Raw genomic sequence first — 1,181 nt, 5'->3', positions numbered from 1 at the left:
GCCGAAGGCGCTCACCGCGATCCGGTCGGCGCGGGCCGAAGTACGCTCGCGGGCCTGGGAACTGGCCGGGGCGAACGGTCCGGCCACCGACGGCTCAGCGACCGTGGACATCGACGGCGTGCTGGTCCTTGCGCACTCCGAGAAGCAGGACGCCACCGCGACCTGGAAGAAGACCTTCGGCCATCACCCGCTCCTCGCGTTCGTCGACCACGGCCAGGCCGGTTCCGGAGAGCCGGCGGCCGCACTGCTGCGGCCCGGCAACGCAGGCTCCAACACCGCGAGCGAACACATCACCACCACCCAACTCGCCCTGGCCCAGCTCCCCACACACCTGCGGCGGGGCCGGCAGACACTGATCCGCACCGATTCCGCCGGCGGCACCCACGCCTTCCTCGACCGGCTCTCCAAACCGGGCCGGTGGCTGTCGTACTCCGTCGGAATGACCATCACCGACGCCATCCACCAGGCCGTCCTGAAGATCCCGAAGAAGGCGTGGACACCGGCCTACGACGCCGGCGGCACCGAGCGGCCCGGCGCCTGGGTCGCGGAGATCACCGACATCCCCGACCTGAGCACCTGGCCCAAGGGCATGCGGCTGATCGTCCGCAAGGAACGCCCGCATCCCGGCGCACAGTTACGCTTCACCGACCTCGACGGACTACGGCTCACCTGCTTCGCAACCAACATCAAGGGCGGCCAGCTCGCCGACCTCGAACTGCGTCACCGCCGCCGGGCCCGATACGAGGACCGCATCCGCAACGCCCGCGACACCGGCCTGCGCAACCTGCCCCTGCACGACACCGCACAGAACCAGATCTGGCTGGAGATCGTCTCCCTCGCACTCGACCTCCTCGCCTGGATGCCGATGCTCGCCCTGACTGCAGAAGCCCGCCGCTGGGAACCCAAGAAGCTCCGCCTGCCGCTGTTCTCCGCCGCCGCCCAGCTCGTCACCACCGGCCGCCGCCGATGGCTCCGCTTCACCACACGATGGCCCTGGACCAACGAAGTCATCCAGGCAATCGACCAGCTCAATGCCCTGCCGAGCCCCGGCTGACCAGTCACACCGGCCGCCCCAACGATCCGCATCACCGCACCGGGAAAGTGGAACCCGGCGCCCACCCGACGCGACAGCCGGGCCGCCAACCCGTCCCAACCCCGAAAAGACCGCACCGCGCAAGCAC

At 69.9% G+C, this 1,181-nt stretch carries 1 protein-coding gene; it reads left to right on the top strand.

Going from position 1 to position 1,181, the window contains the following annotated elements:
• The coding region (locus tag ACFVUT_RS37750; protein WP_389661384.1) for an IS1380 family transposase at window positions 1-1,054 on the top strand (1,054 nt) is incomplete at its 5' end.
• Between the last annotated feature and the right edge of the window lie 127 nt (window positions 1,055-1,181).

This window comes from Streptomyces sp. NPDC058051, assembly GCF_042885475.1.
In the GTDB taxonomy this organism is placed as follows: domain Bacteria; phylum Actinomycetota; class Actinomycetes; order Streptomycetales; family Streptomycetaceae; genus Streptomyces.
The sequence above is the reverse complement of the archived record's forward strand: the minus strand, read 5'-3'. Positions and strand labels throughout refer to the sequence as shown.